At 29.7% G+C, this 18,246-nt stretch carries 12 protein-coding genes; 1 reads left to right on the forward strand and 11 read right to left on the reverse strand.

Annotated elements, in window-relative coordinates:
* Nucleotides 1–244 precede the first annotated feature (244 nt).
* Nucleotides 245–3,277: a BTAD domain-containing putative transcriptional regulator gene (locus DMR38_RS11040; protein ID WP_127721373.1), complete on the forward strand. Its 3,033-nt coding sequence runs from the start codon at nucleotides 245–247 to the stop codon at nucleotides 3,275–3,277.
* Nucleotides 3,278–3,350: 73 nt separating this feature from the next.
* On the opposite strand, the gene ftcD is transcribed toward DMR38_RS11040, so the two are convergent.
* The 11 genes from ftcD to DMR38_RS11090 form a co-directional block, all read right to left on the reverse strand.
* Nucleotides 3,351–4,247, reverse strand: a complete 897-nt coding sequence (ftcD, locus tag DMR38_RS11045; RefSeq protein ID WP_127721374.1) for a glutamate formimidoyltransferase — start codon at nucleotides 4,245–4,247, stop codon at nucleotides 3,351–3,353.
* A gap of 185 nt (nucleotides 4,248–4,432) precedes the next feature.
* On the reverse strand, nucleotides 4,433–5,605 hold the full coding sequence (locus tag DMR38_RS11050) for an aspartate aminotransferase family protein (RefSeq protein ID WP_127721375.1): 1,173 nt from the start codon (nucleotides 5,603–5,605) through the stop codon (nucleotides 4,433–4,435).
* A gap of 12 nt (nucleotides 5,606–5,617) precedes the next feature.
* On the reverse strand, nucleotides 5,618–6,472 hold the full coding sequence (gene argB / locus DMR38_RS11055; RefSeq protein WP_127721376.1) for an acetylglutamate kinase: 855 nt from the start codon (nucleotides 6,470–6,472) through the stop codon (nucleotides 5,618–5,620).
* Nucleotides 6,473–6,512: 40 nt separating this feature from the next.
* Complete coding sequence (argJ, locus tag DMR38_RS11060) at nucleotides 6,513–7,733, reverse strand: bifunctional glutamate N-acetyltransferase/amino-acid acetyltransferase ArgJ (protein ID WP_127721377.1); 1,221 nt, start codon at nucleotides 7,731–7,733, stop codon at nucleotides 6,513–6,515.
* A gap of 103 nt (nucleotides 7,734–7,836) precedes the next feature.
* Nucleotides 7,837–8,871 (reverse strand): N-acetyl-gamma-glutamyl-phosphate reductase, encoded by a 1,035-nt coding sequence (argC, locus tag DMR38_RS11065; RefSeq protein WP_127721378.1) that lies wholly within the window; start codon nucleotides 8,869–8,871, stop codon nucleotides 7,837–7,839.
* 245 nt (nucleotides 8,872–9,116) lie between these two features.
* Nucleotides 9,117–12,359 carry an SNF2 helicase associated domain-containing protein gene (locus DMR38_RS11070; RefSeq protein WP_127721379.1) on the reverse strand — a complete coding sequence of 1,081 codons (3,243 nt, stop codon included), beginning with the start codon at nucleotides 12,357–12,359 and terminating at the stop codon, nucleotides 9,117–9,119.
* A 169-nt stretch (nucleotides 12,360–12,528) separates the two neighbouring features.
* Complete coding sequence (locus DMR38_RS11075) at nucleotides 12,529–13,305, reverse strand: hypothetical protein (protein WP_127721380.1); 777 nt, start codon at nucleotides 13,303–13,305, stop codon at nucleotides 12,529–12,531.
* Between the two features lie 18 nt (nucleotides 13,306–13,323).
* Nucleotides 13,324–16,005 (reverse strand): DEAD/DEAH box helicase, encoded by a 2,682-nt coding sequence (locus tag DMR38_RS11080; protein ID WP_127721381.1) that lies wholly within the window; start codon nucleotides 16,003–16,005, stop codon nucleotides 13,324–13,326.
* Nucleotides 16,006–16,213: 208 nt separating this feature from the next.
* A complete protein-coding gene (locus DMR38_RS11085; RefSeq protein ID WP_127721382.1) occupies nucleotides 16,214–16,417 on the reverse strand; it encodes a YwbE family protein in 204 nt (67 codons plus the stop codon).
* Between the two features lie 75 nt (nucleotides 16,418–16,492).
* Complete coding sequence (locus DMR38_RS22540) at nucleotides 16,493–16,621, reverse strand: hypothetical protein (RefSeq protein WP_279230779.1); 129 nt, start codon at nucleotides 16,619–16,621, stop codon at nucleotides 16,493–16,495.
* 10 nt (nucleotides 16,622–16,631) lie between these two features.
* Complete coding sequence (locus tag DMR38_RS11090) at nucleotides 16,632–18,221, reverse strand: type I restriction-modification system subunit M (RefSeq protein ID WP_127721383.1); 1,590 nt, start codon at nucleotides 18,219–18,221, stop codon at nucleotides 16,632–16,634.
* Between the last annotated feature and the right edge of the window lie 25 nt (nucleotides 18,222–18,246).

The raw sequence follows: 18,246 nt of genomic DNA on the forward strand, positions 1-18,246 counted from the left end.
GTTTACGTCTTTAAAAAGTCAAATTTGTCTAAAACGTGAATAAAATATTTCTCAATTTTTTTGGATTGTAGGTGCTTAATTCATTGTATAAATTTTAACAATGAAAATTTACTTTAGTAATGGAAATTTACCTTAATATTGTATTATAATATAATAAAAATACTAAATAATTTATATATTAAATATTAAATTAATAAAATGTATGTGTATTTATTAAAATATATGTTATGGGAGAAGGGATATATTGAACATTATATATGTAAAAATGTTAGGAAATTTTAATGTAACTCTAAATAATAATAAAATTTTGTTTCCATATAGCAAAGTGCAAGCACTCTTTTGTTATTTAATTATTAATAAAGAATGTACAAGGGAAAAATTAGCTGGTCTTTTATGGCCAGAAGAAGAAGAAAATATAGCAAAAAAAAATTTAAGAAATGCTATTTATAAAATTAAAAAAGCTTTTAACTTAGAAATATTAATATCCCCAAGAAAATCAACAGTTATGATAAATCCTGATATACAAATAAAAACAGATGTAGATGACTTTTTGAATAATAAATATCAATTGGACTTATATAAGGGACATTTTTTAACTGGATTTTATGTAAAAAACGCAGAAAATTTTCAAACTTGGGTGCTAGAAGCTAGAGAACATTTCCAGCAAATATACATAAATAAATTAAAAAAAAGTATCTCTATTGAAAAAGAAAATAAAAACTATAGTAAAGTGGAAACCTATTGTAAAGCATTGATAAAAATGGATGAATTTGATGAAGAGCCCTACATAGAATTGATGAAAAGTTTAAAAAACAGCCACAAATACAATAAAGCCATTGAAGTATATCATAAACTTTCAGAAATTTTAAATAGAGAATTAAATGTAGAACCTCAGACAAGTACAAAAAAACTATTTAATGAGATATTAAACGAAATGAGTCTTACAAATTGTAATTTAAAATCAAAAGAATTCTTTTTTGGTAGATATAAACAGTTAAAATATTTAGAAGATGTTTACTTAAAATTTAAAGATGATATAGGTGGAAAATCTATTTTAATACTAGGTGAAGCTGGTATTGGCAAAACAAAACTTAAAGAAAAGTTCTTAGAAAGTATTTCTAAAGATAACATATTTATTTTAGAAACATCTTGTTATCAATTTGAAAAAGAATATATATTAAAACCTTGGAATAATATCATACTAAAATTATCAAAAATAATAAAAATGAATAATATAAATATACCTCTATCTTGTGAAAATATAATAGCTAGCTTTTTCCCTGAATTTAGCAAAAATTATTCAGACAATTTAAAACTTATTGAAGGCAATAATTTGAAATATGAAATAATAGGAAATGCCTTAGGAGATATTCTAAAGATAATTAGTTCTTATAAAAAAATACTGTTAGTATTTGAGGATATTCAATGGTTGGATTCAATGAGCCTATCTCTTTTAAATAGTATACTCTTAAGCGAATCTAAAAATATAATCTTAATTTCTACTTGTAGAAATGAATATAATGAAGAACTAGATAAATTCATAACTTCTATGAACAGATATAATAAATTAAATACACTTAAATTAGAAAGACTCAATCATATAGAAACAGAAGATTTTATAAAAAAAGCACTACCTAACTACAATTTGTCTAAAAAAATGACAAATAAAATATACAGTGAAACAGAAGGGAATCTATTCTTTTTAACTGAATACATGAATATAATAAAATCCAATGGAAATATAAATTTAATGTCCTCTAAAATGCAAGATATATTAAGAAGCAGATATTTAGATGTTTCTGAGGACGGTAGAAAGATTTTAAACATATGTTCAATGTTTTTTGATGAAGTACCCCTTGACATACTAGCCAGCATTATTGGCAAAGATGAACTGGAAATAATTGATGTGGTTGAAGAACTGGAAAACAAATTTATACTTAAGGAAATACTAAATGACAATAATATAAGCTTAAAATTTACCCACCAAAAGTTTAGAGAGTTCATATACTCAAACCAATCCATGGCCAGGAAAAAGATCTTACATAATAAAATAGGTGAACTTTTGGAGAAAAACATTATTAATGATAAAAATGATTTAAATACTTATTATAAATTAATATATCATTTTTCAAATTCCAATAATCATGTTAAAGAACTTAAATACAGTATGAAAAATTTGAACATATATCTTAGTTTCAGCCATGAACTCTTTCCTGTACTTCATTATGGTGAAAATAAGTACAGCAATTTGTACTTTAATGATGAAAAAACTTTGAAAAGTTTAGAGAAAGTGGAAAAACTCTTAGCTAAAGTTGAAAATCAAAGTAGATCCAAGGAAACTGTAGATTTAGAAATAACATTCTTACTTATGAAAGGCAGATACTTAATTAAAATAGGAGAGTACGAAAACGGGACTTCCATAATAAAAAATATGATAGATAAAGCTCTTAACATAGACGCTCTTAGTTACGCCATTGAAGGTTATAAACAAATGATTTATTATTGTATTCAAACTTATAACGTAGAAAACATGATTATGTACATAAACCTAGCACTTTCCATTGCCAAAGAACAAAACTATGAAGATGAAAAAGCCATACTATTAAAATTAAAAGCTCTTTATAATAATATGTGTGGTAATTATAAGGAAGCAGAAAAACTGTTAAATGAAGCAATACATATATTTACTAGAGATGCAATAACATCGGACAAATATGTACTTAACATAGCTGCTTGTTACAATTACATAGGTGAAATTAGGAGACACTCCCTAGAATTTTCTAAAGCTATCTGCTACTACGATAAGGCCATTAAAATATGTGACGGTAAAGGTGTTATGTCCAGCACTGCTATATTTAATATAAATGCAGGTGAAACAGCCTTTGACATGGGAAATTATGCTGCCGCAAATGAGTACTTTAAAAGGTCTCTTAATATATACAATCATTTTGATTTAGTTTGGGGACGTTCTATAGCTGAGGCTTTTATGGCTTTACTAAAAATAAATGAGAAAAACTACATTAAAGCTTTAAGCTACTTAAAGGATGCCCATACTCACTCTGAGATGTTAAAGAGTCCCCATGAAATAGGACTAGTTTACCGGGTAAAAGCCGAAATAAGTACACAACTTAGAGAAAACAAGGAACTAAATACTATATTTAAAGAATATCTCCCTGAAAATACAAAAAAATATTGCAATATAGGCATTGACTATTTAAAAAAGTCTCTAGATAACTATGAAATTGATGTACTTATAAAATTAAAGGATAAAATTTAATTTGCATTATGTAAATATAACTGCAGTTGATTGTTTTTAAGTAAAACTCAACTGCAGTCTTTTAAGTTAAAATTTATTCACTTAGTCTGGATTCAAGTACTTGATCTACACTAAAGTTTTCTATTTGAAGGTAATATTCTGCACAATCTAACAAAGCTTTCATAGGAACTAAACCTATAACTTCACTTCCTACTATAGGTACTCCATATCTTTTAGCTTCCATTCTAACCATTTCCTGTGCAGTATATATAGGAGTCTTTTCATAGTTTACTAAGTTCATAGATACCTGAACTATATTTCTTTCAGTTACCTTTACTCCTACAGCCTTAACATATCTTAATCCTCCACCTATGTATCTTATTTTTTTAGCAATAGCATTAGCTATTTCTATATTATCTGTACCTAAGTTCACATTATATGCTATAAGTGGAAATCTAGCTCCTATAACTGTAGCTCCGCTTTTTACATTCATCTCACAAGGTCCAAAATCTGGTTTCCATTCAGGTTGTTTTATTTTTTCAAAAAATCCCTCATATTGTCCTTTCCTAATAGCAGCTAAATTTCTTCTTTCTTCAGATGTAGCTGCATCTTCGTATAAGTAAACTGGAATTTTCAATTCTTCTCCTACTCTTTTTCCAAGCTTTTTAGAAATTTCAACACATTCTTCTGTAGTGACATCTTTAATAGGTATAAATGGAACTACATCAGTAGCTCCCATTCTAGGATGGGCACCTTGATGATTTCTCATATCAATAAGCTCAGCAGCTTTTTTTATAAGCTTAAATGCGGCTTCTTCTACTTCTTCTGGTCCGCCCAAGAAAGTTACTACAGATCTATTATGGTCTTTATCTGATGAATAATCTAAAAGTTTAACACCTTCAGTTTTTCTAACTTCATCTACAATGCTTTCTATTACCTCTTTATTTCTTCCTTCACTAAAGTTTGGGACACACTCTACCAATTTTGACATATCAACTGCCTCCTTAAATTTACTGTGGCTTATTATCTTAGTTTTCATTTAGTATAAATTAAGTACATCTTTAAAACGTCTATAAGTACTTAAAGATGAAAGATTTATATATGATATTTTAGACGCAATTACTGCATAAAAATATGCTGCTATAAAATAATTTTACAGCAGCGTAAAAATATAAATTACATATTTTCTATAACTTCATAAAGTATATTAAGTCCTTTTTCCAATTCTTCTTCCGAGATCACAAGTGGAGGAAGCAGCCTTATTACATTTGGTCCTGCAGTTAAAACAAGAAGTCCTTTTTCCAGTACCTTTTTCTGTACCTTTGAAGATTCTCCTTTAATTTCTACTCCAATCATTAGCCCTATTCCTCGTACTTCTACTACATTTTTAGAAGGTTTATTTTTAAAGTATTTCTTAATAAATTGTCCTTTCTCACTTACTTTATCCAAGAAACCTTCTTTGCTAATTGTATTTAAAACTTCTATAGCCCCTGCTGTACAAACTGGATTTCCTCCAAATGTAGATCCATGATCCCCATATTTAAAGGTATCCTTTAGTTTGTCATTGCAGAGTACAGCACCCATAGGAAGACCTCCTCCAAGAGCTTTTGCTGTAGATACAATATCAGGATGTACATCATAATTATTAAAACCATACATCTTTCCAGTTCTGCCTATACCACACTGTACTTCATCACATATAACTAAAATATCTCTCTTTGCAGCTATTTCAAATACTTTGTTTACAAATTCCTTACTTAGAGGATTTACTCCGCCTTCACCTTGAACAGCTTCTATCATAATAGCACAGCAAGTAGAATCAATAGTATCTTCTAGTGATTTAACATCAACATCAGTATACTTAAATCCTTCTGTAAAGGGATAAAAATAGTTATGAAATTTTTCTTGCCCAGTTGCTTCCAGTGTAGTTATAGTTCTACCATGGAAGCTCTTATTCAATGTAATTATAGTAGATCTACCTTTTCCATATTTATCAAAGCTATATTTTCTCGCAAGTTTTATAGCTCCTTCATTGGCTTCTGCTCCTGAATTACAGAAAAACACCTTGCTCATTTTTGAAAGTTCTGTAAACTTCTTGGCAAGTTCAAGTACTGGAATATTTAAAAATATATTAGAAGTATGTGGTATTTTCTCAAGCTGTTTCTCTACAGCCTTTATCCAATTTTCGTTTCCATAGCCTAGTGACATTACTCCAATACCTGATGTAAAATCCAAATATTCCTTATCTGAAGTATCATACACCTTACATCCTTCTCCATGAGTAAATACTACAGGAAGATGATTATAGGTATTCATAAGATATTCCTTTGCATAGTCTAAATAATTCATATTTTTTCCTCCTTAATAAATCATAGTTCCTATACCTTGCTTAGAAAATAATTCTACTAAAAGGCAGTGAGGTACTCTACCATCAATAATATGTGCACTTTTAACCCCTGATTTTATAGCTTCAACACAGCAGTTTATCTTAGGAAGCATTCCACCTTTTATAATATTATTTTCATATAATTTTGAAATGTCTTTTAATTTAAGTTCTGAAATAAGTGTAGAAGGGTCCTTTATATCTGCCATTACTCCTGGTACATCCGTAAGCAATATTAGATTTTGCGCTTTTAGTGCAGAAGCTATTTTATAGCTGCAGGTATCTGCATTTATGTTATAAACACCTTCATTATCATTTGCAAGCGCCACACTACTTATTACGGGAATATATCCACTGTCTATAGAGTTTTTTATTACTTCAGTATTTATTTCAGTTATTTCTCCAACTCTTCCTAAATCTACTTTTTCGGAAAGCTTTTTAGCTCTTATCATGGCCCCATCTAGTCCACAAAGTCCTATAGCTTTTCCACCATAGCTTTGAATTAATTTAACAAGGTCTTTATTTATTTTTCCACTTAAAACCATCTGTACTATATCCATAGTTTCATCGTCAGTATATCTAAGTCCGTCTATAAATACACTTTCCTTATTTAATTTTTTTAAATAAGATGAAATAAAAGGACCTCCTCCATGGACAACCACTAAATTTATTCCAACACATTTCATAAGTACTAAATCATTTATAACATATTTTTTGAGTTCCTCATCTATCATTGCATTACCGCCATATTTGACAACTATTGTTTTTCCTCTATATTTTTGAATATATGGCAGTGATTCTGCTAAAATTTTAGCCACTTCATTATAATTCAACTCCCGTGCCCCCTATGCATTATAATAATTCTATTATTATTTAAGACATATATTCTCCATTAATTTTTACATAATCATAGGTTAGATCGCATCCCCAACAGCATACATTATAATTACCTGAATTAAAGTTTATAATTATATCTATTACATCTTCTGCTAATATATCAGTTGCTTCTTTCACTGAAAATGGAACAGGTTCTCCTTTTTCAAATACTAATACGCTTCCTTTTTTACTTTCCATTGTTACCTGAATCTTGTTTATATCAAATTCAACTCCTGAATATCCTATGGCATCAAGTATTCTGCCCCAATTTGCATTGCATCCAAATAAAGCTGTTTTTACTAAATTAGAGCAAATTACAGATTTACCAAGTATCTCACCTTTTTCTTCACTAGAAACATTTAGTGTTTTACATTCTATTAATTTAGTAGCACCTTCTCCATCTTTTGCAATCATTTTGGCCACTTCAACATTTAATTTTTTAAGTGCCTCTAAAAATAATCTGTAATCCTCATTTTCTTCATTTATAAATGGATTTTCAGCCAATCCATTTGCCAGTATAACAACCATATCGTTGGTTGAAGTATCTCCATCTACTGAAACCCTGTTATAACTTATTCGTACACTTTCTTTCAAAGCCTTGTCTAGAAGATCTGGATCTATATTTACGTCTGTAGTTATAAAAGAAAGCATAGTTCCCATATTAGGATGTATCATTCCTGATCCTTTAGCCATAACACCAATAGTTACTATCTTTCCTCCAAGTTCTAATTTTATGGCTATAGTTTTTTGAAAAGTATCTGTAGTCATTATAGCTTTGGATGCATCTTTATATCCATCTTTATCTAGTTTTTTAACCAAATCCGGTACTGCATTTTTTATAGCTTCAATGTCTAATTTAACCCCTATAATGCCAGTAGATGCTACAAGTACATCTTCTTTTTCAATCTTAAGTTCTCTTGCTGCACATTCACACATCTCTTCTGCATTTTTTAACCCTTCTTCACCAGTACAAGTGTTGGCATTTCCACTATTTGCAATCACAGCTTGAGCTTTTTTATTTTCCAGGTGCTTTTTAGTAATTATAAGTGGGGCTCCTTTAACTATATTCTTTGTGTAGACACCTGCTGAATTACAAGGACTAATTGATTTTATAAGAGCCAAGTCCTTTGAATTTCTTTTTTTAATACCACAGCTAATCCCTGCAGATACAAATCCTTTTGGAGAAGTAACCCCTCCTTCTATAATTTCAAAGTTCATTTTAATGTCCTCCTTAAAATTTAGGTATATAAAAGAAAATAACAAGTCAAAGACTCAAAATAGGCTAGCATTGTGACTAGTTATTTTTTGAATATGTCTTTGATTAAAAAATGGCTGGAACAGCATTAAGTCCTTCTTTTTCGTCAAACCCCAGTACAATATTCATATTTTGAATTCCCTGTCCTGCAGAACCCTTTACCATATTGTCCAAACACGATATCATTATAAGTTTATTGTTTTCTTCATCATAGTGAAGAGAAATATGACAATAATTCGATAGCCTAACATTATTTATTTTTGCTACTTCTCCTAGAGGAAGTACTTTTACAAAGGGCTCTGCCTTATAAAATTCACAGTAATCTTCATGTAGTTTTTCCATATCTATTTTATCCTTAGGAGTTGTATATACTGTAGATAATATTCCCCTGTTTATAGGAATTAAATGCGGGATAAAAGTTAATTTAACATCTTTTTTTGACACACTGCTTAAGTTTTCTTCTATTTCAGGAGTATGTCTATGATTTGCTACTTTATAAGCACTAAAACTTTCATTGCAATTTACAAAATGGCTGCTTTCATTTAACGATCTTCCTGAACCTGTTACCCCTGATTTACAATCTGCAATTATTCCTTTTTCCTCTATGAAGCCCCCTGAAATAAGTGGAAGAAGAGCAAGTTCAACAGATGTAGCATAGCACCCTGGATTACCTATAATTTTTGCTTCTTTTATATATTTTCTATTTAACTCAGGAAGCCCATATACGGACTTCTTGTGTAAATCCATTATTTCAAAATCTTTTTTATACCATTTTTTATATGCAGTTTCACTTTTAAATCTAAAATCCGCTCCCATATCTATGCATATTTTATTTTTTTTCACTGCCTTTTCCACAATGCTTTCACTTAATCCGCTTGGAAGGCCTAAAAAAATAAGGTCACTTTTTTCTATAACTTCATCTTCATTTTCATATACAATTTCATTTATTTCATAAAAATTGGGATATATACTAGAAATAGTTTTTCCACTATAACTGGTAGAAGATACAGAAGATATTTTCACTTTATTATGATTTGATAAAAGTCTTAATAACTCTGCACCTACATAGCCAGTTCCTCCAATAATTCCTACTTGTACCAATTTAATTTGCCTCCTTCTAATTCCATATGAAAAGTAATATAACTTTATAAATATGTAGTTATTATATGACTTTATAAATAAATATGCAATATTTTTTATAAAAATAAATATATTTTTTTTACTAAACTTCATGTAAGCCAAACATTATCAATGTATAAAGCACTTTACTTTAAATTTTGCTTAATTATAAATATACAATTTTTAAGATTACTATACAAAAATTTATCTGATACTAAAAACTCTGTTTATCTGTTTTCAAATAATCCAAGTATATCCTCTTCAGTAAAACTTTTTAAATTTTCACCTGTCACCAATTTATTTTCTATCAATTTTTCTATAAGCTTTTTCTTCTCGTTTTGAAGAAGTACTATCTTCTCTTCAATTGTACCTTTAGCTATAATTTTTATAACTTCCACTACATTTTTTTGTCCTATTCTATGAGTCCTGTCTGCAGCCTGTTCTTCTACAGCTGTATTCCACCAGGGATCAAAATGAATTACCACATCTGCTGAAGTTAAATTTAGTCCTGTTCCTCCAGCTTTTAAGCTTATTAAGAATACTGAATTTTTACCTCTGTTAAATTTTTTTACTATATTTATTCTTTCTTGTAATTTTACAGTACCATCTAAATAACTAAATGGAATTTTCTCTCCAGAAATTTTTTCTCCTATATTTTTAAGTACAGATGTAAATTGAGAAAAAACAAGTATTCTATGTCCTTGTGCTATACTTTTATGAAGAAGTTCTACTAGTGCATCCATTTTTCCATTGCCGCCGGTATAATTATTTATTAATATACTAGGATCTAAACATAATTGCCTAAGTTTCGTTATATAAGAAAGTATCTCTATTTTACTATTCTTAAATTCATCCTCTTTTACTTTTTTTTCAATGAGGTCAACTGCATGATCTGCATAAGTCTTATAAACTTTTTTCTGCTTATCATCTAAAGTAACCATAAGTGTCTTTTCTATTTTATCAGGTAATTCCACTATAACATCCTTTTTCTTACGTCTAAGTATAAAAGGAGCTATTAGTCTATTTAAATCTTCAATTACCTCAGGACTCTCTTTAAGCTTTTTATAGTATCTTACACTAAATCTATTTTTATCATATAGATAACCTGGCATTATAAAATCAAATATAGACCAAAGTTCCATAAGAGAGTTTTCCATAGGGGTTCCAGATAGAGCAAACCGCGTCTTTGCTTTTATTTGTTTTGCTGCCTTTGTATTTTGGGCATTTGGATTTTTTATATATTGTGCTTCATCCAATATACAGTAATCAAATTCTCTTTCAGAGTACATTTTCAAATCCCTTTTTAGAAGGTTATATGTAGTTATAATAACATCGTAGTTTTCCATATGAAAAGCATCTGTTTCTCTTTCTTCTTTTGTCCCTACAACAGGTAATACTTTTAAAGTAGGCGCAAACTTTTCAAATTCATCTATCCAATTGTAAACCAAGGATGTGGGGACTATAATTAAAGATTTACTTCCTTGGCTGGAAAGTATAAAAGTAATAGTTTGCAGTGTTTTTCCTAGTCCCATTTCGTCTCCTAGAATTCCACCAAATCCAAAGTAATCTAAATTTTTTAACCACTTATACCCTACTTTTTGATATTCCCTGAGAGAAGCATGTAATTCTTTTGGAACTTCAAATTTCAATTTATCTAAATTTCTAAATTTATTTCTTATTTTATTTATTTCTTTTTTTCCCTTTATATATGTAATATTGTTATCTTCCAAATATCCATCAATGAAAATAGCCTTGTTTGCATCTATCTTTATATTATTATCTTCTATATTATTATAGGAAACAGCATCTAAAAGTTTTAAAAACTTCTTAAGTTCTAATTCTTCAAGATCAAGATATTCTCCACTTTTCAGCTTGTAATATTTCAGGTTATCTCTAAAAGCTTTTAATATACCTGTAGTTTCTCTTGGATCTATATCCCCTATTTTAAAATCCATTTCAAAATAATTATATTTACCTGTTTTGATATCCCCATTTATACCTTTACTTCCTATGGATTTTATACCTTTAAAGTTTTCTGAATAGTAAACTTCCCCTATTTCTTGAATTTTAAATACTTCATTTTTAAAGAAATTGAAAATATAATCATCACCCATAAGGAAATAAAATTTTCCATTTACCTCTTCAAATCCTAGTGAGGTGAGAATTCCAATAACCTGAGATTCCCTTTTAGATTCTCTATATATAATCTTTTCATCACAATCTTCAAAAATATTAAATTCAAATTGTCCATATTTAACTTTTAAAACAAGTGTGATGTCCTTACCTTCCTTGTTAAAATAGAAGTTAAACTTACACTTATCAATTACTACCTTATTTCTTATAGTCTTTGACAATGTAACTCTATCTGATAAAAAATTGAGATTGGGGATGAGCTTTTTTAATACAGTATCTTCCTGAGCTTCATCTATAGTTACTACTCTAGCTTCGTTAAATACCTTCAAATAAGGACTTATTTTATAGCAGAATTCATAATCTGGCAGATATATAGTAGAACCATATAAGAAGACATCATTTTTAGAACTAAGAGACTCTGGCATACCCGATAAGGATTTTAAAACATAATTGTCTTTTATGGTTTTCAAGTCAAACTCCACAGCTGGATTTTCAAATAGGATTTCCGTTTCTATAGGTCTAGAAAAAAATCCTTCATTTAAATATATTCTATGCTTTTTTATAACTTCAAAAAATTCTCTAATTAAATACTTAGGAATAATAATGTACTTTCCACTTACACATTCATCACCTTTTTTTCGAAAATATTTATAATCCTTTTCCATTTCCTTTAAAGTTTCTATAAAGGAAATGAGTCTCTTATCCTTAGTGGATAACTTTTGCTTTTTTATATCAAAGGTAAAATTTTTACTATATTTTATAGGAACGTTATTATAATAGCATGTAAAAAAATGATTTATATCCTTTAAAACATAGAGATTACTTGAGCTTGTGGACTTAACTCCTATTTTAAATTCAGCTGTTATATTACCATTCCATTGGTTTTTATTTATATAAACCTCTATTTTTAATTTTTCCTTATCTTTTTCATCTCCTAAAAGCAAGGATAAAACATTACTTTTATTTTTAAATATACTATTTATATCATCATCTTTTAAAGCTTCATGCTGAACTAAATCCCCTAGAGCCTTATAAAAAGTCGCTGTGAGATGTTTACAGCAGTAGTTTGTTTTTTTTAATTCATTTTTTTCATAATCCGGACAGCTGCAATATGTAGAAAAAATGCTTTTATTACCCATATCCATTTCAATCTTAGTATTGTATTCATTAAAAAGATTTTCTGAAATCACATTTCCCTCTATACAAATTAATTTGTCTTCATCTATTATATCTACGGAGGATACTAGATCATTGTCTAGAACTCTGTGACCTTTTAAATAATTTTCACCTGTAGTTTGTTCATTAAATATTTGTAACAATGCATCTTCAGTTAACATAACTTCTCCCTATAAATTTAAATTTTTCAATCCTTTTATTATATCATAAATAAGTTATAACTGATTGAAAGTAACCTCTTATCTTATTTACTGCATAATTTCAATCGAAAAAATAAAAGCCCCATCCATCATAGAAATGGACGAGACTTTTATTATTGTCATTAAATTTTTACTTTTTGCTTTTAATTGTTTTTTTACTTTTAACTTTTTTAGCATCAGTATCCATATCAATTCCAAACATACCAAAAATATCAGTGTCGTCAAGAATTCTACGGCTTTTAACTTCAGATTTTCCAAGAAGCACCTTCGATTTTTCACTTACTGCTTCCTTAATTAAATCTTGAATATTTATATCTCTCAATTTAAAAAATAGTAATGGATCATCATCAAGCCTAGCTCCTACTCCATAAAGTACTGCTGCTATATGTTTACACATATCTGCCCAATCAAGACAGCTGCACTCCATTGTTATTTCCTTAGGTGTTGGAAATAACCCTTTACCTTTGGCTGTAAATAGATCCGATAATGCTTTAGGAAACTTTCCCTGCGTAAGTTCCTCTAAAGAATGAATTTTGCCGACACATTCCTTCTCAATTGTTTTCCAAAGTTTCTTAGAAATAGGCTTAATATTAATTTCAACTTTATATGGTTTTTTAGTACTTCCCTGTACAAGGGCGCTAATACTTCCCACATTAATTTTTAAATCTAAAACAGCTCCATGTCTTACATAGCTTCGTCCTCTTCCAATACGATTTGAATAATCTGCATAGCTTTCAAGATTATCATTCCAGGATTTTCCCCACCAGGTTTTAGATATACTTCTTCCTTCAATTATAATTGGGGAAATAGTAGGATCTTTTTTTCTTAACTTTTCAATAGCTTTCTGTGCCCTTTCTCTTTTTTCTGATACTGGAACATACTCCGGAAAACCTCCATAATACGACATTCAATCTACCTCCATACATCATATTGACAATCTGAACAAATCCATAAGCTGCTTATTGTCCATTTCAGTAATCCAATTTTCCTTAGTGTCAGGCATAATTTCTTTAGTTAATTTGGTTTTATCCTCAATCATCAAATCAATTTTTTCTTCAATTGTACCTTTTGTAATAAATTTATGAACTATTACATTTTTCATTTGACCTATTCTAAAAGCTCTATCCGTTGCTTGATTTTCAACAGCTGGATTCCACCATCTATCAAAATGAATAACATGATTAGCTGATGTAAGGTTTAATCCTACACCACCTGCTTTAATAGAAAGTACCATAAAAGGTACGTATTCACTTCCTTGAAATTTTTCTACCATTTCTTTTCTCTTCTTAACAGTAGTTCCTCCATGTAGTACAAGTCCTTTATGCTGAAATACATTTTCAAGAAAATGACTTAGTGGTTCAGTTATTTCTTTAAATTGTGTAAATACAAGAACTCTTTCTCTCTTTTCATAAATTGTTTCACAAATTTCACGAAGTCTTGCAAACTTACCGCTTTCTTTTTCATTATAATAATCCTGTCCCATGTACTGTGATGGATGATTACATATTTGTTTAAATTTCATAATAGATGAAAGTACAAGTCCTTTACGCTCTATACCCTCTCCAGTAGATTCAAGTTTTACTTTCAAATCCTTAACAAGTTTATTGTAAAGAACTACCTGCTTTTTAGTAAGTTCTGCATAAGTTTTCATTTCAATTTTATCTGGTAAATCCGAAATAACTGTCTTATCCGTTTTCAATCTTCTAAGAATAAATGGACTCACTACTTTTTTCAATCTACCATAATTCTCTTCATTTTCCTTAAGCCTTTTCGCAAAATTAGAAAATTCTTTTGCTGTGCCAAGAAGACCTTTATTTAAGAAATCGAACAATGACCACAAATCAGAAAGTCTATTTTCTATAGGTGTACCTGTCATAGCAATTCTATAAGAAGCTTTTAATTGCTTAACAAGCCTTGTTTGTTTAGTTCCTGGATTCTTAATTGCCTGAGCTTCATCTAGAACTAATGAATCCCAATTTACATTCTTTAACCATTCATGCTTTGAAAGCATACCATAGGTAGTTATAAAAATATCATATTTTTCTACAATACTTTCATCTACATCTTCTAAATTTTTATTTTCTGAAGGATGTATAACATAATACTTTAATGAAGGTGCAAATTTTACAATTTCACTCATCCAATTCGCAATAAGCGATGCCGGAACAATGAGCAGTGTTTTTTCATGCTCATTAGTTCTGATATAATTAAGTAGAGCAATAACCTGTATAGTCTTTCCAAGTCCCATATCATCTGCTAAACATGCACCAAGTCCAAGTTTTTTCATAAAATTAAGCCAGCTTAATCCTCTTGCCTGATATTCTCTTAAATTAGCATGAAAATCATCTCCACTTGGAATAGTTTCAATTGTATCTGGATGAGTTAATCTTGTAACTACTGAATTAAGCCACTGTCCATTAGTTATTTCAAGTTCACAAGTATCATCAGTCATATTTAATATTTTAGGAGCATTTAACTCAAAACGCATAGCTTCAATTAAATTTACATCTTTTTTACTCATGAGTTTTTGTGCTTTCTCATAAGCCTTAAGCATTTCTTTTAATTTTTCGTGGTTTACTTCCACCCATTTTCCCTTTATAAAAGCAAGTCCCTCTGCTTCTGAAAGAAGCTTTTTAATTTCCACAGCATCAATAGATTGTTCACCAAGAAATAATTCAGCATTGAAATCTACTAAAGCATCAAAATTTACCCTTGATGGATTTTTCTCTCCAACACTTATAGACATCTTTAATGAATCTGATTTGTTTTTCCACCACTTAGGAACACGACATAAAATACCTGATTGTTCATATAAAGGTATTTCCTTTAAAAAAGTATAGGCTTCATTAGCGTTTAATCCAAGCGGGTGGAATATCTCACCGGACTCAACAAGCTCTGAAATAAAAGAACTTTTTTCGCAAGCCTTATTTACTGTAGAAAGTAATTCTAAAATTTTTTCACTATTTTCCCCATATTCAATAAGTGCATTTTTAAGTGGCAGGTGTTTTGATGTACCATCCTTTGAAACATATGTAGAATAAGTTGCTAAAAAAGCAAAAGGATAGTCCTCCTTTCTACTTTCAACTAAGTGGAAAAAAACCTTTCCAGCAACATGGATATCAGGATTAAAAGAAGTTAAAAATTCTTGAACAGTTCCTTTGTAATCACTAATCATTTGGCAAAAACATTTATTAAGTTTTTTCCATACCTGTTGCATCCAATTATAGCTTAGGTATTCGTATCCATTTAAATATGGTGCAATATCAAGTATATGGTTAATTTCTTCATCTTCTATAGGGACTACAACTTTTTCACGCAAAGCTTCAATGTCAACATTCATAGATAATTTTTTTACAAAGCTAGCTGCAATAAGCCTTAAAAAATTAAAAGACTCAGATTCAGCCTCTGTTTTTCTTAAAAATCCCATGTAGAAAAGTGATTTGATATCATTTTCTATGAATTGCTTATATATTTTCTTAAATAATGTAATTTCACTTTCATCAACATGTTCTTTTATAACCTCAAAATCAAGTTCAAAAGATCCGTTTTCTTTAAGAGAAACAATTAATCTCTTATTTTCTGTTTTTTCTTTACTATGTAATATCATGAAATTTCATCCTTTTACAAAAAATTATTACCTAGAGCATCTTTTATCTATTATAACCCATTTTGTACTTTTCCACTATAAGCAGCTACCTCCCTGGATAACGATTTCTCCTAAAGAATAACTCCTTCTATAAGTGCTGAAGCACTAAGAAAGCCTATTAATAAGCATCAGGTGGAGTCAAAACTCCATCTGATGCCAAGAACTCTGTTTATTTAATCTCATGTTTAATTTCTTTAACCCTTCCTACAATCCCACCTTCAAGCATAACTTTGATGCCTCGAGGATGAACTTCTGAGTTTGTAAGTATCCTTTGTACTACACCCTCAGTTAATTTTCCAGAACGCTGATCTTGCTTTTGTACAACTAAGACTTTTGTTCCTACTTTTATATTTTTTCGTATCGTTCCATCCATAATCAAAACTCCTCTTTTTTAATTTTTATATAGCTTTACTACTGTCTGCTCGTGTGTTGGGACTAGCCAAGTGCTCTATTGGGGTAGTTTCCAATTTATTGTAACATAATCATCAAATATTTTATAATAGCTATCATTTATATCATACTTATCTCTCAAACTCTTTTCTTGTGATTCCGTTAAAATATCTTCTTTAATACCCACTACAACAAATCTAATTTTTTACACCTAAAATCTTCAATTGTTCATTAATCTCTGCTTCAAGTTCTGCAATTTCCTTATTATCTTGTTCTAACTTTCTATTTACTTCTCCCAAATCAATTGGCTCTTCTTCTTCAAAGATATCAACATAACGTGGAATATTTAAGTTAAAATCATTTTCCCTGATTTCCTCAATTGATGCTACATGAGCATATTTAGGAGCATCTTTACGTTCTTTAAATGTACTTATGATTTTATCTATATTTTCATCAGTTAAATTATTTTGATTCTTTCCCTTTTCAAAATCACTGCTTGCATCAATAAATAATACATCTTTCTTTTTACGATTCTTCTTAAATACTAAAATGATTGTTGGTATACTTGTTCCATAAAATAAGTTAGGTGGCAAACCGATAACCGCATCAAGATAATTTTTTTCAATGATAGCTTTACGGATTTTACCTTCTGCTGCACCACGAAATAAAACGCCGTGAGGCAAGACAATAGCCATTGTGCCAGTACTGCTTAAATGATATATACTATGTAAGACAAACGCATAATCTGCCTTTGATGCCGGTGCTAATTTCCCATAATCGCTAAAACGTGGATCTTTTAATTTCGTTTCATCATTATCCCATTTTGCAGAATAGGGTGGATTTGCAACTACTGCATCAAAACTACGTGGGTGATCAATGCCTTTTTCATCTGGTCCATCTGGCCAATCGCTTTCCAAAGTATCAGCATTATTTAATGTCATATTGTTATAAGACACATCATGCATCATCAAGTTCATACGAGCCAAGTTGTAAGTTGTTGTATTAAGCTCTTGACCAAAATACTTCATAGAAGTACCCTTAGGCAATTCTTGTCCAACAGTAAGTAGTAAGGAACCAGATCCCATTGTTGGATCATATACATTGAAGAATTCATCCGATTTTTCTACACCATTAGCCACTACTTTTGCTAAAATCTTACTTACTTGATGGGGGGTATAGAATTCTCCACCTTTTTTACCGGCACTTGCAGCAAATTGACCGATTAAGTATTCATAGATTTCACCTAAAATGTCTTTTCCATCATCTCCCTTGTATTCAATTTCATCAACTAATTTAACTATATTGTTAAGTGACTTTGCACGTTCATTTGTAGAACTTCCAAGACGTGAATCTCCCAAGTTAATATCGTTGAATATACCACGAAAATCTTTCACTGCTTGTTTATTTAATTCTGCATTTTTATTAAAGTTATCAAAAATAGTTTGATAGTCACTGGGAATAACTTGTGAATTATTAATTTTATTAATCAGAGACTCCCATGTATCCTTTGGCGCAATTGCATATCCAAGACTTGATGAAATATCCTCTAAATAGTCATTTAAATCTTCATCTACCGCTTGTTTTAGGTAAGCATCATTTATAGATTCTCCCTCCAAAACATCAATAACATTATTTGCTGCTAGATACTTCTCTTGATGTTCTGAAAGATACCTGTAAAACATAAATGCCAATATATAATTTTTATACTCTGATGCATCCATTGTGCCTCTAAGTTCGTTTGCCATAGCCCAGAGTTTACTCGTAATTGATTGTAATTTATTACTCATTGTTTTTATTTCCTTTCTCTTTTCA

Source organism: Clostridium sp. AWRP (genome assembly GCF_004006395.2).
GTDB lineage: Bacteria > Bacillota > Clostridia > Clostridiales > Clostridiaceae > Clostridium_B.